Origin of the sequence: Euryhalocaulis caribicus, assembly GCF_000412185.1 — a bacterium.
Classification (GTDB): domain Bacteria; phylum Pseudomonadota; class Alphaproteobacteria; order Caulobacterales; family Maricaulaceae; genus Euryhalocaulis; species Euryhalocaulis caribicus.
This window is the reverse complement of sequence record NZ_ASJA01000011.1, coordinates 16,152-33,010: the sequence shown is the minus strand read 5'-3', so window position 1 is coordinate 33,010 and position 16,859 is coordinate 16,152. Positions and strand designations below refer to the sequence as shown.

General features: G+C 65.4%; 16 protein-coding genes and 1 tRNA gene. 10 read left to right on the top strand and 7 right to left on the bottom strand.

The window, feature by feature from the left end; translation table 11 throughout:
• Window positions 1-12 precede the first annotated feature (12 nt).
• Complete coding sequence (locus L338_RS10050; protein ID WP_022698251.1) at window positions 13-1,092, top strand: alkene reductase; 1,080 nt, start codon at window positions 13-15, stop codon at window positions 1,090-1,092.
• A gap of 121 nt (window positions 1,093-1,213) precedes the next feature.
• Here the strand turns inward: L338_RS10050 and L338_RS10045 are convergent, their stop codons facing one another.
• Entirely contained in the window at window positions 1,214-1,723 is a 510-nt protein-coding gene (locus tag L338_RS10045; RefSeq protein WP_081639578.1) for a Dabb family protein, read from the bottom strand.
• Between the two features lie 53 nt (window positions 1,724-1,776).
• On the opposite strand from L338_RS10045, the gene L338_RS10040 reads away from it, so the two are divergent.
• Complete coding sequence (locus tag L338_RS10040; protein WP_033311081.1) at window positions 1,777-2,679, top strand: LysR family transcriptional regulator; 903 nt, start codon at window positions 1,777-1,779, stop codon at window positions 2,677-2,679.
• 4 nt (window positions 2,680-2,683) lie between these two features.
• Here L338_RS10040 and L338_RS10035 read toward each other — a convergent pair whose 3' ends face one another.
• Window positions 2,684-3,547 (bottom strand): SDR family oxidoreductase, encoded by an 864-nt coding sequence (locus tag L338_RS10035; RefSeq protein ID WP_022698248.1) that lies wholly within the window; start codon window positions 3,545-3,547, stop codon window positions 2,684-2,686.
• Between the two features lie 303 nt (window positions 3,548-3,850).
• Window positions 3,851-3,927: transfer RNA gene (locus L338_RS10030), tRNA-Arg, on the bottom strand.
• Window positions 3,928-4,192: 265 nt separating this feature from the next.
• On the opposite strand from L338_RS10030, the gene L338_RS10025 reads away from it, so the two are divergent.
• The gene (locus tag L338_RS10025; RefSeq protein WP_022698247.1) at window positions 4,193-4,972 is read left to right on the top strand and encodes a class I SAM-dependent methyltransferase; all 780 of its coding nucleotides are present in this window, start codon (window positions 4,193-4,195) and stop codon (window positions 4,970-4,972) included.
• A 2-nt stretch (window positions 4,973-4,974) separates the two neighbouring features.
• On the opposite strand, the gene L338_RS10020 is transcribed toward L338_RS10025, so the two are convergent.
• Both L338_RS10020 and L338_RS10015 read right to left on the bottom strand, forming a co-directional pair.
• Window positions 4,975-5,220 carry a helix-turn-helix transcriptional regulator gene (locus L338_RS10020; protein WP_022698246.1) on the bottom strand — a complete coding sequence of 82 codons (246 nt, stop codon included), beginning with the start codon at window positions 5,218-5,220 and terminating at the stop codon, window positions 4,975-4,977.
• Window positions 5,217-5,720: a hypothetical protein gene (locus tag L338_RS10015; RefSeq protein ID WP_022698245.1), complete on the bottom strand. Its 504-nt coding sequence runs from the start codon at window positions 5,718-5,720 to the stop codon at window positions 5,217-5,219. Before L338_RS10015 ends, L338_RS10020 begins: the two co-directional genes overlap by 4 nt.
• Window positions 5,721-5,848: 128 nt before the next feature.
• Between L338_RS10015 and L338_RS10010 the strand changes: the two genes are divergently transcribed.
• Window positions 5,849-6,718 carry a TraB/GumN family protein gene (locus L338_RS10010; protein WP_161624623.1) on the top strand — a complete coding sequence of 290 codons (870 nt, stop codon included), beginning with the start codon at window positions 5,849-5,851 and terminating at the stop codon, window positions 6,716-6,718.
• Window positions 6,719-6,845: 127 nt separating this feature from the next.
• Entirely contained in the window at window positions 6,846-8,909 is a 2,064-nt protein-coding gene (locus L338_RS16575) for a potassium/proton antiporter (protein ID WP_022698243.1), read from the top strand.
• Here the strand turns inward: L338_RS16575 and L338_RS10000 are convergent.
• Window positions 8,852-9,841, bottom strand: a complete 990-nt coding sequence (locus L338_RS10000; protein WP_022698242.1) for an ABC transporter ATP-binding protein — start codon at window positions 9,839-9,841, stop codon at window positions 8,852-8,854. The genes L338_RS16575 and L338_RS10000 overlap by 58 nt on opposite strands.
• Window positions 9,842-9,981: 140 nt before the next feature.
• On the opposite strand from L338_RS10000, the gene L338_RS09995 reads away from it, so the two are divergent.
• The 5 genes from L338_RS09995 to L338_RS09975 all read left to right on the top strand — a co-directional run bounded on the left by L338_RS09995 (window position 9,982) and on the right by L338_RS09975 (window position 15,183).
• Window positions 9,982-10,158 (top strand): zinc-finger domain-containing protein, encoded by a 177-nt coding sequence (locus L338_RS09995; RefSeq protein WP_206740823.1) that lies wholly within the window; start codon window positions 9,982-9,984, stop codon window positions 10,156-10,158.
• Window positions 10,155-10,622 carry a hypothetical protein gene (locus L338_RS09990; RefSeq protein ID WP_022698240.1) on the top strand — a complete coding sequence of 156 codons (468 nt, stop codon included), beginning with the start codon at window positions 10,155-10,157 and terminating at the stop codon, window positions 10,620-10,622. Before L338_RS09995 ends, L338_RS09990 begins: the two co-directional genes overlap by 4 nt.
• Before the next feature lie 50 nt (window positions 10,623-10,672).
• Entirely contained in the window at window positions 10,673-13,462 is a 2,790-nt protein-coding gene (gene polA / locus L338_RS09985) for a DNA polymerase I (protein ID WP_022698239.1), read from the top strand.
• Window positions 13,459-13,959, top strand: coding sequence for a GNAT family N-acetyltransferase (locus L338_RS09980; protein WP_022698238.1), 501 nt, complete (start codon window positions 13,459-13,461; stop codon window positions 13,957-13,959). Before polA ends, L338_RS09980 begins: the two co-directional genes overlap by 4 nt.
• 288 nt (window positions 13,960-14,247) lie before the next feature.
• Entirely contained in the window at window positions 14,248-15,183 is a 936-nt protein-coding gene (locus tag L338_RS09975) for a DMT family transporter (RefSeq protein ID WP_022698237.1), read from the top strand.
• On the opposite strand, the gene L338_RS09970 is transcribed toward L338_RS09975, so the two are convergent.
• Window positions 15,180-16,841 carry a hypothetical protein gene (locus tag L338_RS09970; protein ID WP_022698236.1) on the bottom strand — a complete coding sequence of 554 codons (1,662 nt, stop codon included), beginning with the start codon at window positions 16,839-16,841 and terminating at the stop codon, window positions 15,180-15,182. The two genes, L338_RS09975 and L338_RS09970, sit on opposite strands and share 4 nt — an antisense overlap.
• Between the last annotated feature and the right edge of the window lie 18 nt (window positions 16,842-16,859).

The window sequence follows — 16,859 nt, the reverse complement described above, 5'->3', positions numbered from 1 at the left end:
GGAGACTCCGATATGACCGATCTTTTCACACCGATGGACCTGCATGGTCTGCAACTTCCCAACCGCATCTGGATGTCCGCGATGACGCGTACCCGGGCGGAGTTGGACGGCACGTCGAACCAGCTCATGGCCGACTATTACGCGCAGCGCGCCGATGCCGGCCTGATCGTCACCGAATGCACGGCCGTTTCCCGGCAGGGGCGCGGCGTTGTCGGCGGGCCCGAAATCTGGACCGATGCGCATATCGCCGGCTGGCGCGGCGTGACCGACGCCGTCCATGCCGCCGACGGACGGATCTACTGCCAGCTCTGGCATGCCGGCCGGGTCTCGCATCCCGACATGCGGGGCGGCGAATTGCCCGTTGCGCCGTCGCCGCTGCCGGCCGAAGGCAAGTTCAAGTTTCCCGACCGCGAGGTCGATTTCCCGGTCCCGCGCGAACTTGCCGCCGACGAGATCCCGCCGATCATCGCGGACTTTGCGCAAGGGACCCGCAATGCCCGCGAGGCCGGGTTCGACGGAGTCGAGCTCCACGCGGCCAATGGTTATCTGCACGACCAGTTCCTGCAGGACATCACCAACAAGCGCACAGATGACTGGGGCGGTTCGGTCGAGAACCGCGCGCGGCTGATCCTGGAGACCGTCGACGCGATGGCGGCGGCCTGGTCGATGGAGCGGGTCGGCGTGCGGCTCGGGCCCTCGATCTCGCTCTACGGCATGGGCGACAGCGATCCGCTCACCACTTTCGGCCATGTGGTGCGCGAACTCGACAAGCGGCAGGTCGGCTGCCTGACGATGCTGGAGCCGAATGCGAAGGACCTGGAAAAGGGCGTCGCCATCGAAAACGTCGCCGAGACCTTCCGTCCGATGACGACGGTGCCCTTCATCGTCAACACCGGCTTCGACAAGGCGAAAGGCATGCGGACGATCGAGGCCGGTCATGCCGACGCGGTCGCTTATGGTGTGCCCTTTCTCGCCAATCCGGACCTCGTCGGACGGCTCAAGCAGGACGCCGAACTCAACAAGCCCGATCCGGCCACTTTCTACGGCCGCGGGCCGGACGGCTACACCGACTATCCGGCGCTGAATAGATGAAGGCCGGCACGTCGGGACGCGTCGAAAGGAACGAAGACGCCGGACCTATTCGGCGCCTTCGTGCTCAGGTTTCAAGGGCCGGACATCTCCCGAGCGGACATGCCCGGCCCCGATTTTTAAGTCACTCGGTCCCGGGGCCGCCGTAGCTTTCCATTTCCTCCAGAAGCTCCTTCAGCCCCGGAACGTCTTCGATCCGGTCGGCGTGAATTCGGGCGATGGCGGCCTGCGCTTCCTGCTTGTCCTCGGCATCGGTGATGTCGAAGGACACCATGTTCTGAACCAACGGCAGGCCGTTCCGGTCGATCTGGAGATGCAGGGGGTCGTACATATAGGTTCGAAAGGCCTCGTAGCCGACAAGCACATAGGTGGCGCCGATGTCGTAGTCCTCGGACAAGTCGGGGCCGACAACGAAGCTCTGGACGACGTCCAGCCCTTCCCCGAGTTCGACCATCAGGTCGAGCACGGCCTGAACCGCCTCCGGGTCGGCGTCGTCGCGCAGGTCCATGCGGACCGAATGATAGATGGTCGGTCCCGTCTCCTGAGCCATGACGGCCATTGGCCCGGTCAGGACCGAGACCAGCAGGGCGGATGGAAGCGCCCGGCGGGCAATTGTCATAAGAATAGGATTCATGATGTTCTCCTTGATGGTGTGCCCGAAGGGCGGTGAAAGATGGGAAGAAACCGGTGACCGATCTGCGCGACGTCGACCTAAACCTGCTGGTGGTGCTCGACCGGCTTCTGGAAGAACGAAAGGTCGTCACCGCCGCCGAACGGCTGGGCATCAGCCAGCCATCGGCTTCGGCGGCGCTCGAACGGTGCCGGGTGCTCTTTGGCGACCAGCTCCTCGTCCGCGCCGGCCGGGGCATGACGCCCACGGCGCGCGGTTTGGCCCTGCAGGCGCCGATCCGGCGGTTGCTGCACGAATTCAAGGGTCTGATCGAGGACACGCCGCCCCAGGCGCGGGACAGCAAGAGGACCGTCCGCCTCGTTTCCAGCGATGTTCCCGCCCTCATGCTTCTGACTCTGATCTGGAACCGCCTGCGGGACACCGCTCCGGGGATCGACCTCTGCCTGATGACCTGGCTCGAAAGCGAGGACGTGGTCGATGCGCTGGCCCGCGACCGTGCGGACCTGGCGATCACGGTTCTGCCGCAGGCCGGGCATGGGTTCCGCCGGGTGGAGCTGTTCACCGAGACCTATTCGGTGGTCATGCGGCGCGATCACCCGGCGGCCGACGGCTTCGACCTCGACCGCTGGCTGGCACATCCGCATATTCTGGTGTCTGCCACCGGCGCGCGGCGCAGCCCCCTCGACGACAAGCTGGCGCTGCTCGGCCGGACGCGCCGGGTGGGCATGACCGTACCGAGCTTCCTGATGGTGCCGCAGATCCTGGCGTCCACCGATCTGATCGCGATGTTGCCGCGAAGATGCATGTTCGAGGAGGCGGACCTCGTCTATCTTCCACCACCGATCGCGGTCGAGGGCTTCCCCCTCCATCTCGCCTGGGCCACCCGGGCCGAGGCCGATCCGGCGGTCATGCACGTCGCCGAGCGCATCCGCGAATTCGCCGTCGACCTCGCCGAATGACGGCTCAGGCCGCATGGCGGAACGCCCCGCCATGGTCAGTCAGGAAGGCGCGCAGATCCCGGGCGGCATGTCCGGTCACCGCCGCGACCGTGCCGGTCACCTCCGCCGCCTCGCCCCGAACATAGTGCGCATAGTCCTCGGCCAGCCCGTCGGCCTGCCAGAGGTCCATCCCCATGGCCTTTGCGGCCTCCGCCAGTGCCTCTGGCGGCATGTCGGTATATTTGACCTGGGTTCCGACCACGCGGGACAACTCCGAGGCGATCTCGTCATGCGTCGGGGCCGCGGGACCGGTCAACGTGTAGGTCTGTCCATGATGTTTCGCCGGCTCGGTCAGCGCGGCGACGGCGACATCGGCGATGTCGCGCACGTCGATCAGACTGACGCGGGCGGACCCGGCGGCGCCCGGAAGCGTTCCCTCGGCGATCATGCCCGCGAAACCCAGCAGCCCTTGCATGTAGAGATTGGGCCGTAGCAACGTCCAGGAAGGCAACCGCTCCCGGATGCGCGCCTCGACCGCCGCGTGATAGCGCAGGAACCGGACCGGCGAGCCCTCGTCCGCGGCGAATTGCGACAGCTTGACCAGATGCGGCAGGCCGGCTTTTTCCGCAGCGTCCACGAACCGCTGCTGCCGCGCCTCCGCCTCGGCGGAGGACGGGGTCACCAAGAATGCGGCCGTGACGCCCTTTAGCGCTCCGGCCAGACTAGCGGGATCGTCGAAGTCGGCTTCGACGAGTTCCGAACCCGGATAGGTCGGGAGGGCGACGCCGTCGCTGTCCCGAACCATATGGCGGGCGGGTATGCCAGCGGCGGCAAAACGCTCCGCGATGAGGCTACCATTGGTACCGGTCGCACCGGTGATGAGGATCATGGCGCTCTCCTTTCTGCGTCGAGATTGACGCGAGAGTAGGAGCGCTGATCGGCGGGAGCGATGGGGCGGGGGCTATTTCAAACTATAGCTTTGATCTATATTATCTTGGCAATTGATAGGTGGATCGGATTCCTAAGAAAGCTAAGCGAGAGACGTTTTGCCTTTTTGTCGCCGCGTACGGAGCAAAAATCCCGCCGTGTGAACATTTGCCGGAACCCGCCCATCTCCTCAGCCATCGGCATTTGTACAAAGCACGCATCTCACCTCGGGGAAGCTCTTAAGAAATTGATTTTTATATGAAAATGGCGCACCCATCAGGATTCGAACCTGAGACCTCTACCTTCGGAGGGTAGCGCTCTATCCAGCTGAGCTATGGGTGCTTACCGTGTCGCAACTGCTTACGCAGTGCTTACGTGAGATTTTCGCGAGTTTAGAGATCAGAACGAGGGCCTCGCAACGCCTTGTTTCTACGGACTCTTTTTGCCTCCTATAAGTTACCCAAGCCCTTGACAACCGGCTTCGGAGGGCAGCGCTCTATCCAGCTGAGCTATAGGCGCCTAATGAAGCGTCGCGGAACCTAGTCGGCTCCGCCGCTCGCCGCAATGCCGCTTTGCGCCTGACGGGCGCCAGCAGGGACCGATTTGGATGACCGCCAGACTTGAACCCCCGGAGGGGCCGGTTCCCGCGAACTGGCACGAGACCTTCTTCGACGGCCTGATGAACGCCTTCTGGATGGGCGCGGTGCCGGAGGAGCAGACCGACGCCGAGGCCGAATTCCTGATGAAACAGCTCCGGCTGGCACCGCGCGCGCGGGTGCTGGACCTTGGCTGCGGCGCCGGACGGATGTGTCTGGCGCTGGCGGCGCGGGGATGCGCGGCGACCGGGCTGGACATTTCCGATAATTTCCTTGGCAGGGCGCGCGCGGCCGCCCCTGAAGGCGCGGACCTGACCTGGCTGAAACAGTCTCTGGCCGATCCGGACCTGCCCGCCGCCGCGTTCGACGGCGCCTTCATGCTGGGCAATTCCTTTCCCTATATGCCGCCCGAGGACACCGCGCGAATGCTCATCGCCATCGGGCGCGCCCTGACGCCGGGAGGCCGGCTGTGCCTGAACACCGCCGCGGCGGCGGAATGCTTCTGGCCGCATTTCGAGGCGGAGGGCGATTATACCGCAGGCGGCGTGCGCCTGCGCATCGCGCACCGTTTCGACCCGGTCGAAGGCGCGGTTCTGACCCGGTTCGAAGCCAGCGACGGCGAAACGGCCGAGACCCGCGACGGCGTGCAATACATCCATACGATCCGCGAAATCGCCGGCCTGCTGGCCCAGGCCGGCCTCACGGTCACCGGCCTTTTTGCGAAAGCCGACGGCGCGGTCTGGGAGCCGGGCGACCCGCACGTCTATATCATTGCGGAGAAATCCGCCTGACCTCAGCCGCCGCCCTGCTGCCTGTACATTTCCGATAGCGGTTTGAACGGGCGCAGGGAGAACAGCGCCTCCACCGGCAGTTCGAAAAACTCGGCCAGCTTCAGCGCCAGCTCCAGCGAGGGGTTGTAATCGCCCCGCTCCAGATAGCCGATGGTCTGGAAGTTCACCCCCACCGCGTCGGCCAGTTCCTTGCGGGACAGGCCGCGTTCGGCGCGCATCATGGAGATGCGGTTATAGGTGGCGCTCATCCCTGCCGCCCCGCGCCGGCGGCCGCCTCGCCCATGTCGCGCTCCAGCGGTTTCATCGTGACGCCCAGGAACAGGGTCGGCAGGAAGGCGCCGATATAGAGCGCGCTCAGAAATTGCAGGAACATGGCGTAGCCGGCCTGGGCGATCTCCACCGGGTCTGTCGTCTCTTCAAACAGGAAGACGTCCCAGTTCATGCCGACCACAGCGCTGCACGCGAACAGCACCACGATATAGCCCGCCGTATAGGCCAGGCGCGCCTTGTCGCGCTGAAACTCGTCGCCGCAGCGCGATTTGACGCCCATATTCAGGGCGCGCTGGATGAAGTCGCCACGGAAATGGAAGATCAGGCCGTAAGCGATCAGGAACGCCCAGGATCCGGCGATGATCAGCATGCCCGCCGTCCGGTCCTCCGCATAGAAAGCGGTGAACGCGCCGAAGATATGAAACGCGATCCCGAATAAGGGGAATAGCCGCGCGAGCCAGAGGCCGGTGGATGTCATTGGTTTCGCTCCTCAAAATCGCCATCTATGCGTGACAAATAAAATGGCACTTGCATCGTTATGTTGTATATGTATAACATAATGTCAGTGGGATCAAGCGCTCGATATCGAGCATGGGAGTAAATTTTATGCGTAAGGCAGTTTTGGGCGCGATCGGCGCGGCCGCGACAATCATCATGGGCGGCGCGGCGCATGCCGAACCCGCCATCTGGAAAGCCAGCGACGCAGACAGCGAAATCTGGCTGTTCGGGTCGGTGCATCTTCTGAACGAGGATTCGGTCTGGCGGACCGATATTCTGGAGACGGCGCTGAGCGAGGCCGATCTGTTCTATTACGAAGTGCCGCTGGACGCCGAAGCGCAGGCGGAAATCCAGGCGCTGGTGCAACAGCGCGGCCTGAACGGCGAAGGCGAGACCCTGAACGGCTATCTGACCGATGAGCAGGCCGCCCTTCTGGAGGAGATCGCCCCCAGCGTCGGCCTCACCGCCGCGCAGATGCAGCCGATGAAGCCCTGGCTGGCCAATCTGACGCTGGGCGTCATGGCCATCCAGAAGGCCGGCTACAATCCGCAATCGGGCGTGGAGATGAAGCTGATCGCCGAGACGCCGGACGCGCGCGAGCGTTTCCTGGAGACCCCGGAGGAGCAGATCATGATCCTGTCCGGCGGGAGCGACGAAGTACAGGCGGGCGCCCTTCAGGCCACGCTTGAGCAGCTGCGCGACGATCCCGACCTGTTCGACCGCATGGTCGCGGCCTGGGAAAACGGCGACGCCGAGGCGCTGGACACGCTGATGGTGGATTCGATGAAAGACGTCGACCCGGCCATCTATGAAGCCCTGATCGTGCGCCGCAACGCGGCCTGGGTGGAAGACATCAAGGCGCTGATGGAGGGCGATGAAGACGCCCTTGTCACGGTCGGCGCCGGCCACCTGGTGGGCGAGGGCGGCGTCCCGGCGCTGCTGCAGGCCGAGGGCTATACCGTCGAACGGGTGCAATAGCCCGCTTTCCCTTCCCGACCCCTGACACAGGGCGGAGCCGCAAAACGCGCTCCGCCCTTTCTTTTTTGACAGTTCAGACCCGCCCGCGCCTTCATTCCGCCGCCGGGCGCGATACATTAGGCGGTTCATGGATAGCGCCGCCTATATTCTCCTGCTCGGCTCCGGCCTTGTGGTCCTCGCCATCGCCGCCGCCGCGGCGACCGGGCGGATCGGCGCGCCCATCCTGCTGGTCTTTCTGGCGCTCGGCATGCTGGCCGGGGAGGAAGGACCGGGCGGAATCGCCTTCGAAAATTACGAGCTGGCCTATCTGTTCGGCGGGCTGGCGCTGGCCATCATCCTGTTTGACGGCGGCGCCCGCACCAGCCGCCGCATTTTCCGGTTGGCCGCCAAGCCGGCCGGGGCGCTGGCGACGGTCGGCGTCGCCCTGACCGCCGGACTGACCGGCGCGTTCGCCGCATGGCTGTTCGGCTTCGGCTGGGTGGAAGCGGGCCTGCTGGGCGCCATTGTCGCCTCCACAGATGCGGCGGCGGTCTTCTCTCTGCTGGGCGGGCGGGGCTTGCGCGTCGCCCCGCGCGTGGCGGCGACGCTGGAGGCCGAATCCGGCCTCAACGACCCCATCGCGGTGTTTCTGGTTCTGGCCTTCGTTTCCGTCCTCACGGGCACGGCGCCGGACACCTGGTATGGCTGGGTGCTGTCGGTCAGCTGGCAGGCGGCGGGCGGCGCGGTGATCGGCATGGCGTCCGGCTGGCTGATTCTGGCCGCGCAGAAGCGCCTGAACATGGCCCGGGGCCTGTACCCCATCTTCGCGCTGGCCGGCGGCATCGCCGCGTTCGGCTTTGCCCAGTCGCTCTCCGCTTCCGGCTTTCTGGCGGTCTATCTGGCGGGCGTGGTCTACGGCAATGGCGACCGGCGGGAGGCGGACGCCGTCGCCTCCGCGCTGGACGGGTTCGCTTGGCTGGCCCAGATCGGCATGTTCCTGATGCTGGGCATGCTGGTCTTCCCCAGCCACCTGATCGCCGTGGCGCCCGGCGCGCTGGCCATCGCCGCCTTCCTGATTCTGGTCGCCCGCCCGCTTGCGGTTTTCCTGTCGCTGATCCCGTTCCGCTTCCTGCCGAGGGAGCGCGCCTTCGTTTCCTGGACCGGGCTGCGCGGCGCGGTGCCGATCTTCCTCGGCGTCATTCCGGTTCTGGCCGGGGTGGAAAACGCCAACCTGTATTTCTCCATCGCCTTTGCCGTGGTTCTCGTCTCCCTGCTGGTGCAGGGCTGGACCATCCCGCTGGCCGCCCGCCTGACCGGGGTGATCGAGGACCGCCCCGGATCGGAAGAGCGCCGCCAGCGCGCGGTCTGGCGCTCTCCCCGCACATGGGCGGGGCTGGCCGCGGCCAGCGCGGCCATGGTTTCAACGGTCTGGATCGCCCGCGTCGCCGAACCGACCGGACCGGTGACCATCGCTCCCGCGAGCGTGGACGAATTACGCGCCGCGCTTTCCGCCGACGGCCCCGGCGGGGCGGAGCTGGTGGCTGATTTCCCGCCGGACTTCGACCAGATAGAGGACGTCGACACCCGCAAGCGCCTGTTTCTGCAAACGCTGGAGCCGCTGATCCGCGCCGGGAATGCGCAGGTTCTGGACGACCGCGCCGCCATCGAGAACTGGATGAGCGCGGAGCTGGAGGGCCGCCGTCTGACCCTCTCCGAACAGGCCCATCGCGACCTGCTGGCCCGGCGTTACAACACCCCCTATTCCGACCTAGAGGAAATGCTGCGCCGCGCCGATGTCATCCCGCCCTCGCTGGCCATGGCGCAGGCCGTGCTGGCCACGGGCTGGGGCACGTCCGACGCGGTGCTTCAGCGTAACGCCCTGTTCGGCCGCCGCCCGGACACGCCCGAAACGGGCGAGGAACGCCCCATGCAGTTCGAGACGCTGTACGATTCCGTCTGGGATTACATGCGGGCGCTCAATTCCCGGCCCGAATATTCGGCGCTGCGCGAAGCGCGGGAGTCCGTGCGCTCATCCAATGTCTATCCGCGCGGCGACGCCATGGCCCGCTATATCGGCCCCTACGCCCAAAGCGGCGAAGCCTATGTGGCGCAGGTTCAGGCGGTCATCGAATCCAACGAGCTGACGCGTTTCGATCAGCCGGCGGAATCTTCGGAAGAGTCTCCGCCGTCGCTGGATTCGCCCCGGCTATAGGTCAGGGCCATGAAGACGTCTTCCAGGTCGGCTTCCTCGGTGCGCAGATCCTCGATTGTCAGGCCGCCCGACTTGGCCTTCTCGATCAGCTCGGTCACGGACTGCTTGCCGAAGCGGTAGGTGATGGCCAGGCTCCCGTCCTCGCGGATTTCCGCGTCGTGCCCGGCCAGCGAGTCCGGCACGGCGTTCAGCGGCTCCACCGGCTGGATGACCAGCGTCTTGCGGTCGACGCGCTTGAGGATCTGGTTCTTCGGCTCGTGGGCCACGACCTCGCCCTCATGGATGATGGCGATATCGTCGCAAAGCTCCTCGGCCTCTTCGAGGTAATGGGTGGTCAGGACGATGGTCGCGCCCTGCTCATGCAGGCGGCGGACATTCTCCCACAGCTGGCGGCGCAGCTCGATATCCACGCCCGCCGTCGGCTCGTCCAGCACCAGCACGGGCGGCGAATGGACCAGCGCCTTGGCGACCAGCAGCCGCCGCTTCATGCCGCCCGAAAGCTGCCGCACATAGGCGTCGCGCTTGTCGGCCAGCCCCACCATGTCGAGAATTTCCATCGACCGCCGCTCGGATTTCGGCACGCCGTAATAGCCGGCCTGGAACTCCAGACTCTCAAACGGCGAGAAGAACGGGTCCATGTTGATTTCCTGCGGCACCACGCCGATCGCGGCGCGCGCATCGCGCGGCGCAACGTCAATGTCGCGGCCCCAGATGATCGCCTGCCCGGCCGTCTTCTTCACCAGCCCGGCGAAAATATTGATGAAGGTGGATTTTCCCGCCCCGTTCGGCCCCAGCAGGCCAAAGATCGACCCGCGCCTGATCTGCAGATCCACGCCCTTCAGCGCCCGTTTGGGCGGGGCTTTCTTGTTGCCGCGATAGGTTTTCTCGAGGCCATAGGCCTCAAGCGCGAATTCCGGCTGCGGTTCGTTCATGAAATGGAGGACCTTGAAATTGACCGATTGAAACGCCCCGCATAACTATGGGCCGCGGCCAGCGCTTTCAATGCGCGCGCACCGAAATGCAATCGCCGGATGACGCCATGCCCGAGACAGAGAACAGCTTCGAGAACGTCATGAACCCGCCGGAAGTGGTGGCGGTCGAGACCGAGCGCGTCTCCTGCGACGGCGGCGGCGGCGCGCTGGGCCACCCCCGCGTCTGGTACGAAATGGGCGACGAAGACTTCGTCGAATGCGGCTATTGCGACCGCCGCTTTGTGCGGAAGGGCAGCCCCGCCGACCCGGGAGCGTGATCCCGTTCCTGGCAGAAGCGTTTCGCATTCTCGCATGCGCTTTCACTGCCAGCCTTATTGGCGCGCTGGGACTGATAATCCAGTGGAATCTGGGCGCGCCCTTTGGACTCTACGATGCCTACATGACTGTCGTATCGTCGATCATTGGCGCATTCATTCTCATGATCTTCGCGGCGCCTATCGCATGCCTGAGCGCCATACTTGTTCGTAAACTCCACGCGGCCGGCGTTCGATCTCTCTGGCGTTACGTGCTGGCGGGCGCCGCCATTGGAGTTCTGGGTTTCGTCCTTAGTGCGGAACTGCCTGTCCTGATTGTCTCCGGCTTGCATCTAGGTCTCACGGTCACGGACTTCAGACCCGCCATATTGGCGGGGTGCCTCTTCATCAGCGCTTTTGCAGGCGCCGCTGGCGTTGTTCTCTACATGCTTCTTTGGCGTGGCTTTAAGGCTTTCAAAGCCACCTAAATCACCACGCGATCTTTCCCCGCTGGGCTGGTGGCTCTAAACCTTCGCCCATGGCTTCAGACTCAAAGATTTCCGCGGACTCCCACCTCTATCTGGTGGACGGGTCCGGCTATATTTTCCGCGCGTTTCACGCCCTCCCGCCCCTGACACGCAAGTCGGACGGCGCGCCCATCGGGGCGGTGCACGGCTTTACGGGCATGATGATGAAGCTGCTGCGGGAGATGAAGGCGGGCGACGCGCCGACCCATTTCGCGGTGATCTTCGACGCCTCCGAAAAGACCTTCCGGAAGGATCTTTACGCCGACTACAAGGCCAACCGCCCGCCCCCGCCGGAAGACCTGGTCCCGCAATTCCCGCTGATCCGGGACGCGGTGAAGGCGTTCGGCCAGCCCTGTATCGAGCTGGGCGGCTATGAGGCCGACGACATCATCGCCACCTATGCCCGCCAGGCCGAGGCCGCGGGCGCGAAGGTGACCATCGTCAGTTCCGACAAGGATCTGATGCAGCTCGTCTCCGACAATATCGGACTCTACGACACCATGAAGGACGCCCGCATCGGCGCCGATGAGGTGGTCAAGAAATTCGGCGTCGGCCCTGACAAGGTCGTGGAAGTTCAATCTCTTATCGGCGACACCTCGGACAATATTCCGGGCGTGCCGGGCATCGGGGTGAAAACGGCCGCGCAGCTGATCGGCGATTATGGCGATCTGGAAACGCTTCTGGCCCGCGTCGAGGAAATCAAGCAGCCCAAGCGCCGCGAGAGCCTGATCGAGCACGCCGAGGCGGCCCGTATCTCCCACGTTCTGGCGACCCTGAAGACCGATCTTGAGCTGGAACTGACCCTGGAGGACCTGTCGGTGAAAGCGCCGGAGCCGGACGCCCTGCTGAACTTCATGGATTTGATGGAGTTCCGCACGCTGCGCCGCCGCGCGGAGGCCGATTTCGCCGCCGACGGCGCCGATATCGAGGTGGTCGACGACCCCGCCGCGGCCGATTTCGAGCCGGACAAGTATGAGTGCGTCACCACGATGGACGCGCTGGAGGGCTGGATAGACCGTTGCCGCGCCGCCGGCGTGATGGGCGTGGACACCGAAACCGACGCGCTGGATTCCGCCGGCGCGGGCCTGTGCGGCGTCTCGCTGGCCGTCGGCCCGAACCAGGCCTGCTATATTCCGCTTGCGCATCTGGGCGGGGATCTGGCCGAGGGCGGGGGCAAGGCGCCCGACCAGCTGAAGCTGGAGGACGCGCTGGCCGCGCTGAAACCCCTTCTGGAGGACCCGGACGTCCTGAAAGTCGGCCAGAATCTGATCTATGACATCGCCGTGCTGCGTCGCTATGGCGTGGAAATCACGCCTTATGACGACACCATGCTGATCTCCTACGCGCAGGAGGGCGGCCTGTTCGCGCACGGCATGGACGCTTTGAGCCAGCGCCATCTCGGCCACACGCCGATTCCGTTCAAGGAAGTCTGCGGCACGGGCAAGAACCAGAAGAGTTTCGACCAGATACAGCTTGAACCGGCGACCAAGTACGCCGCCGAAGACGCCGATGTGACCCTGCGCCTGTGGCATGTCCTGAAACCGCAACTGGCCGCCAACGGGGTCACGGCGGTCTATGAGCGGCTGGAACGCCCGCTTCCGCCGATTATCGCGCAGATGGAGCTGCACGGCATCAAGGTGGACCGCAACGCGCTGTCCCGCCTGTCGGGCGATTTCGCCCAGCGCATGGCCGAGCACGAGGCGAAAGCGCACGAAATTGCGGGCCGTTCGTTCAATCTCGGCTCCCCCAAACAGATCGGGGAGATCATGTTTGGCGAGCTGGGCCTGCCAGGCGGAAAGAAAACCAAGACCGGCGCGTGGTCCACGGACGCGCAGGTTCTGGAGGATCTGGCCGCGGCGGGCCACGAATTGCCCACCTCGCTGCTGGAATGGCGGCAATATTCCAAGCTGAAATCCACCTATTCGGATGCGCTGGGCGCCGCGATCAACCCGAAAACGGGCCGGGTTCACACCTCTTTCCACCTCGCCTCCACCGCGACGGGGCGCATTTCCTCGTCCGATCCGAACCTTCAGAACATCCCGGTGCGCACGGAAGCCGGCCGGAAAATCCGCGAAGCCTTCGTGCCGGAGGACGGAAACGTGCTGGTTTCCGCCGACTATTCGCAGATCGAGCTGCGGATTCTGGCCCAGATGGCCGGCATCGACGCCCTGAAAACCGCCTTCCGGGAGGGTCAGGACATCCATGCCATGACAGCGTCGGAGATGTTCGGCACGCCCGTCGAGGGCATGGATCCGGTGATCCGGCGGCAAGCCAAGGCGATCAATTTCGGCATCATCTACGGCATTTCCGCCTTCGGTCTGGCCCGGAATCTGGGCATCGGCCGCGGCGAGGCGCAGGATTATATCGACGCCTATTTCGAGAAATTCCCCGGAATCCAGCGCTACATGGACGAGACCAAGGATCTGGCGCGGCGTCAGGGCTTCGTTTCCACCCTGTTCGGGCGGAAGGTTCACATCCAGAACATCAAGGATTCCAACTTCAACAAGCGCGGCGGGGCCGAGCGTCAGGCCATCAACGCCCCCATTCAGGGCACCGCCGCCGACGTCATCCGCCGCGCCATGATCCGCCTGCCCGACGCCATCTCGGCGAAGAAGCTGGACGCGAAAATGCTCCTCCAGGTGCATGACGAACTGGTCTTCGAGGTCCCGGAATCCCAGGCCGACGACCTGATCGCGCTGACCAAAGATGTCATGGTCAACGCCCCCGAGCCGGTCCTCAAACTCGACGCGCCGCTGGTCGTGGACGCCGGAAAGGGCATGACCTGGGACGAGGCGCATTGATCTCCGTCCGCCCCGAGACGCCCGCCGATCACGCCGCCATCCGCGCCATCAACGAAGCCGCGTTCGAGCAGCCCGACGAGGCCGATCTGGTCGACAGGCTGCGTGAAAACGGCGACGTCGTCGCCTCCCTGATCGCGGAGGAAGAGGAAGAGGCGATCGGTCATATCCTGTTCTCCCGCCTGACGATGAGCGGATCGGGCGAGACCCCGTCGCTCGCCGCCCTCGCCCCGATGGCGGTGGTTCCGGACTGGCAGGGCAAGAAGGCGGGCACGCTATTGGTTGCCGCCGGCCTTGGCGAATGCCGGGCGCGCGGCGTGGAGGCCGTCATCGTCCTCGGTCACGCCGATTACTATCCCCGCTTCGGCTTCTCCGCCTCCCTCGCCGCTGGCCTCGACGCCCCCTTCTCCGGCGAGTCCTTCATGGCGCTGGAACTGGAGCCCGGCGCCCTCGCCAGGGCGCAAGGCAAGCTGATCTACCCGGCCGCGTTCGGGGTCTAGCTCCCACCCTCGCCCCCTTAATGGGGGTAGAGGGCAATGAAGTCCCAAATACTCGCAGAGGATTTGGATGACTGAATGGGAGAGGGGGTGGTCTCAAAAATTATCGCCAAGCCCGGCAACATCCCCCTCTCCCTTTCGCGCAACACCAATCCGTTGCCGGATTGGGCGCTCAAAACCCTCTCCCCCTCTCGGGAGCGAGGGTGCGCTGTGCCGCCCCCCACCGCAAAAACCGGGCTGTTCCGACTCGGTGAAACGTCTAAGGAGACGCTTTGAGGCGAGGAGCGGCCAATGGCGCAGGCGAAAGAGATGACAGCCCTGGAATGGGGACTGTTGCTGGGGCTGTCGGTCGTCTGGGGCGGGTCGTTCTTCTTTATCGAGATCGCGGTGGGTGAGCTGCCGCCCTTCACCATCGTCGCCACACGCCTGATTCTGGCGGCGCTGGCGCTGCATGTCTTTCTGCGCCTGACCGGACGGCGCATGCCGTCGGAGCCTAAAGTCTGGGCGGCGTTTGCGCTGATGGGGCTGATGAACAACGCCATTCCGTTCAGTCTTCTGGTCTGGGGCCAGACGCAGATCGCCTCCGGCCTTGCCTCCATCCTCAACGCGACCACGCCGCTCTTCGCCATCGCCGCGGCGCATTTCCTGACCGATGACGAACGCCTGACGCCGCGCCGTCTGGCCGGTGCGCTGCTGGGGCTGGCGGGGGTGGCGGCGCTGATCGGCGGCGACGCCATGCGCGCCCTGCACGCCGATATCTGGGCGCAGATCGCCTGTCTTGGCGCGGCGCTGTCCTATGCGCTGGCGGGCATTTTCGGGCGCCGCTTCCGCCGCATGGGCGTCGCGCCCATGGCCACCGCCACCGGGCAGGTCACCATGTCCAGCCTGATCCTGATCCCGCTTGTCCTTGTCCTCGACGCGCCCTGGACCCTGCCCCTGCCGTCGGCCGGCGTCATCGCCTGCCTCGCCGCGCTGGGGCTGGTTTCCACGGCGCTGGCCTATGTCTTCTATTTCCGGATTCTCTCCACCGCGGGCGCGACGAACCTGATGCTGGTGACGCTGCTGGTCCCGGTCACCGCGATCCTGCTGGGCGCGCTGTTCCTCGAAGAGACTATGGCGGCCAACCAACTGGCCGGGCTGGCGCTGATCGCGCTGGGTCTGGCCGCGATTGACGGCCGCCCCGTGCGTATGATCGGCAGCTGGGCGCGGCGGCGAAAGCGGGCCTAGGCGGCGATTTCGCCCAGCATGTCGCGGATTTCGGTCAGGCGCTGCGGGTCGCTCTGGCCCGATTTCATCGCCTCGCGCAGCAGCGCCTGCGCCCGGGCGCTGGCCTCGGCCTGACAGCGGCCCTGCGGCAGCACGTTGCGGGTGGCCAGCCGCAGCAGCGACTCCGCCTTTTCCAGCGCCGGCGCGTCGCGCTTTTCCAGCGCCGCGATCAGCTTGCTGGTCTCCAGTATGCCCATGCCCAGCCGGTCGAGCTGGTCTGTAATCTCGTCGCGGTCCTCATCGCAGAAGCCGCTATTGAACGCCTTGCGCTGCAACGCGGTCAGCTGCGCCAGCCGCTCCATCGGCTTGCCGGGGCCGCGCACGAATTCGGCCTCGGTCTGGTGAGAGCCGAGGCGGCCGCGAATATAGGCCGCCAGCTTGCGCTTGGTCGGCGCGCCCGCAATGGCGGTTTCCAGCCGCATCAGGCGGTCCAGCGCATCCACGGCGGTGTCGGCGGTGGCCAGCGCCTCCTCGATCACTTCCGGCGCGACCATGCGCCCCGAACGATAGATGAAGGCCTCCGCCGTGCGCTCCACCGGGAAATCGGCCCCGGCCAGCGCGATCAGGCGGTCGGCCAGCGCGCGGGAGAGTTTCACCTCCCCCCACACATCGTCCGGCTTCAGGCGCACCGGGCGGCAGAGATCGTCCAGAACGCGGCGGGCCAGCGCGGCGCGGGCGCCGGGGAATTCCTTGGCCGCGAAATATTTCGACAGCCGCCGCGCCCCGGCGGTCAGATTGTCCGGATGGGCGGGCTTGGTCGTGATCACATCAACCAGCGCGTCCAGAATATCGCCCAGATCCTCCGGGTCCTGCGCCAGCGAATCCGCGGCCGCATTGACGCTCAGAAGCTCGGTCAGGAAATCGTCGATATCCGGGTATAGCGCCTCGGCGACCTCCGGCTCGGTCAGCTGGTCGGCGATATCCAGAAGCGCGGTCAGCTTTCCTGCCCAGCCCTTCGCGCCCTTGATGCCGCTGGCGATCAGGGCGCAGCGGCGATAGCTGGATGCCTTGACCAGCCTGGCGGCCAGGGCGGCGACTTCGCCGGCGCCGGAGACTTTGGGCAGGCGGCCCTGCCGGCCGTCCTCGACCACCCGGCTGAAGGCTTTTTCCGACAGCTCGTTCAGGCGTTTGACGAAATGCTGCACGCTGGAATCATATTCCTGCGCCTGCGCGATGGCGGTTTTCTGGATGGCGTGCTGCACCGTGGTGCCCGCCGATTCCAGCTTCTCGGCCAGGTCCGGCCGGTGCATCAGCTCCAGCGTCAGCACGGTTTCCCGCGCCAGCCATTCCTCCAGAACGCGGGCGATCGTGCGGCGAGAATGCACCGTCCACAGATCCTCGGCCAGAGAGCAGGGCGGCTCGGCCGTGCGTGAATCGCGGCCGGCGTGAACCGATTGTTCGACCTCGCCCAGCGTGAAAACCGTCACCGCGTCAAAGGCGCGGTCGCCCCCGTCATAGGTTTCTTTCTCGACGCGAACCGCGCCTTCGTTATGCTGGGCGTGGAGCTTTTTGGCGGTCTCGATGGCGGTTTCGCGCGAATCGAAGGCCTGATACAGCGCCCAGGCGCCTTTCCGGCGCCGCATCAGATAGACTTCGTAATGAATTTCGCGCTGCCCCACGACGTTTCCGCCCTCCCG

Coding starts and splice junctions, on each gene's coding strand:
- L338_RS09975 (WP_022698237.1), top strand. CDS start 14,248: ATGGCGCAGGCGAAAGAGATGACAGCCCTGGAATGGGGACTGTTGCTG.
- L338_RS10025 (WP_022698247.1), top strand. CDS start 4,193: ATGACCGCCAGACTTGAACCCCCGGAGGGGCCGGTTCCCGCGAACTGG.
- L338_RS10045 (WP_081639578.1), bottom strand. CDS start 1,723: ATGAATCCTATTCTTATGACAATTGCCCGCCGGGCGCTTCCATCCGCC.
- L338_RS10015 (WP_022698245.1), bottom strand. CDS start 5,720: ATGACATCCACCGGCCTCTGGCTCGCGCGGCTATTCCCCTTATTCGGG.
- L338_RS09995 (WP_206740823.1), top strand. CDS start 9,982: ATGAACCCGCCGGAAGTGGTGGCGGTCGAGACCGAGCGCGTCTCCTGC.
- L338_RS10000 (WP_022698242.1), bottom strand. CDS start 9,841: ATGAACGAACCGCAGCCGGAATTCGCGCTTGAGGCCTATGGCCTCGAG.
- L338_RS10035 (WP_022698248.1), bottom strand. CDS start 3,547: ATGATCCTCATCACCGGTGCGACCGGTACCAATGGTAGCCTCATCGCG.
- L338_RS10050 (WP_022698251.1), top strand. CDS start 13: ATGACCGATCTTTTCACACCGATGGACCTGCATGGTCTGCAACTTCCC.
- L338_RS16575 (WP_022698243.1), top strand. CDS start 6,846: ATGGATAGCGCCGCCTATATTCTCCTGCTCGGCTCCGGCCTTGTGGTC.
- L338_RS10020 (WP_022698246.1), bottom strand. CDS start 5,220: ATGAGCGCCACCTATAACCGCATCTCCATGATGCGCGCCGAACGCGGC.
- polA (WP_022698239.1), top strand. CDS start 10,673: ATGGCTTCAGACTCAAAGATTTCCGCGGACTCCCACCTCTATCTGGTG.
- L338_RS10010 (WP_161624623.1), top strand. CDS start 5,849: ATGCGTAAGGCAGTTTTGGGCGCGATCGGCGCGGCCGCGACAATCATC.